The organism is Apibacter sp. wkB309 (genome assembly GCF_002964915.1).
Lineage (GTDB): Bacteria > Bacteroidota > Bacteroidia > Flavobacteriales > Weeksellaceae > Apibacter.
Genome location: NZ_PSZL01000015.1, coordinates 1 through 817, shown reverse-complemented (window position 1 = coordinate 817; position 817 = coordinate 1). Strand labels below are relative to the sequence as shown.

The following is an 817-nucleotide window of genomic DNA, read 5'->3' as shown; positions in this document are numbered from 1 at the left end:
GATGTGGTATAGATGCTGAAGATAAAACAAGAGTAATTCAGATAAGTGAGACGATAGAAGAATCGAAGGCAAGAGGAGTTTTTTTGTCCGAATATAGACCGAACAGAGAACTAATAAAAAAAGCATGGGCAGAAATCCCCTGGGTATATGATACTCTTGGAAATACAGTAAAATATGAAGGACAAATACTCTATATAAATGCAAAAGACAGTATAGGTCTCTCCCGAACATGGGAAAGATGCATGAATGGTGATACTTCCAATGGTTCTATGCGCAGGAATATGGATTATCTTACCTTTAGAATAACAGAAGAAGAATTATCTAAAGACACTTTAATTTATTATATATACGGAGGAAAAAAGAGAAAATGTATGGGAGAATTGCTGTTGATAAAGAAGAAATAGTTTTTTTTATACGGATCCGAAGAATCGTATGAATAAAAAAATACAAATAGTTTTTAGTAGTTTTTTCCTAATAATTATAATAGGATGTGGTATAGATGCTGAAGATAAAACAAGAGTAATTCAGATAAGTGAGACGATAGAAGAATCGAAGGCAAGAGGAGTTTTTTTGGCCGAATATAGACCGAACAGAGAACTAATAAAAAAAGCATGGGCAGAAATCCCTTGGGTATATGATACTCTTGGAAATACAGTAAAATATGAAGGACAAATACTATATATAAATGCAAAAGACAGTATAGGTCTTAGCGATAATTGGTCAGAATGCGATCAAGGAGATACTTCCAATGGTACTATGCGTAGGAATATGGATTATCTTACCTATAGATTAACAGAAGAAGAATTATTCAAAGACA

The 817-nt window shown here is 32.9% G+C and carries 2 protein-coding genes; both read left to right on the top strand.

All coding sequences use genetic code 11. The features are described 5' to 3' along the window. A partial coding sequence (locus C4S75_RS10095) for a hypothetical protein (protein WP_158254222.1) occupies window positions 1–404 on the top strand: 404 nt, incomplete at its 5' end. 28 nt (window positions 405–432) lie between these two features. Next, a partial coding sequence (locus C4S75_RS05760; protein WP_146105578.1) for a hypothetical protein occupies window positions 433–817 on the top strand: 385 nt, incomplete at its 3' end.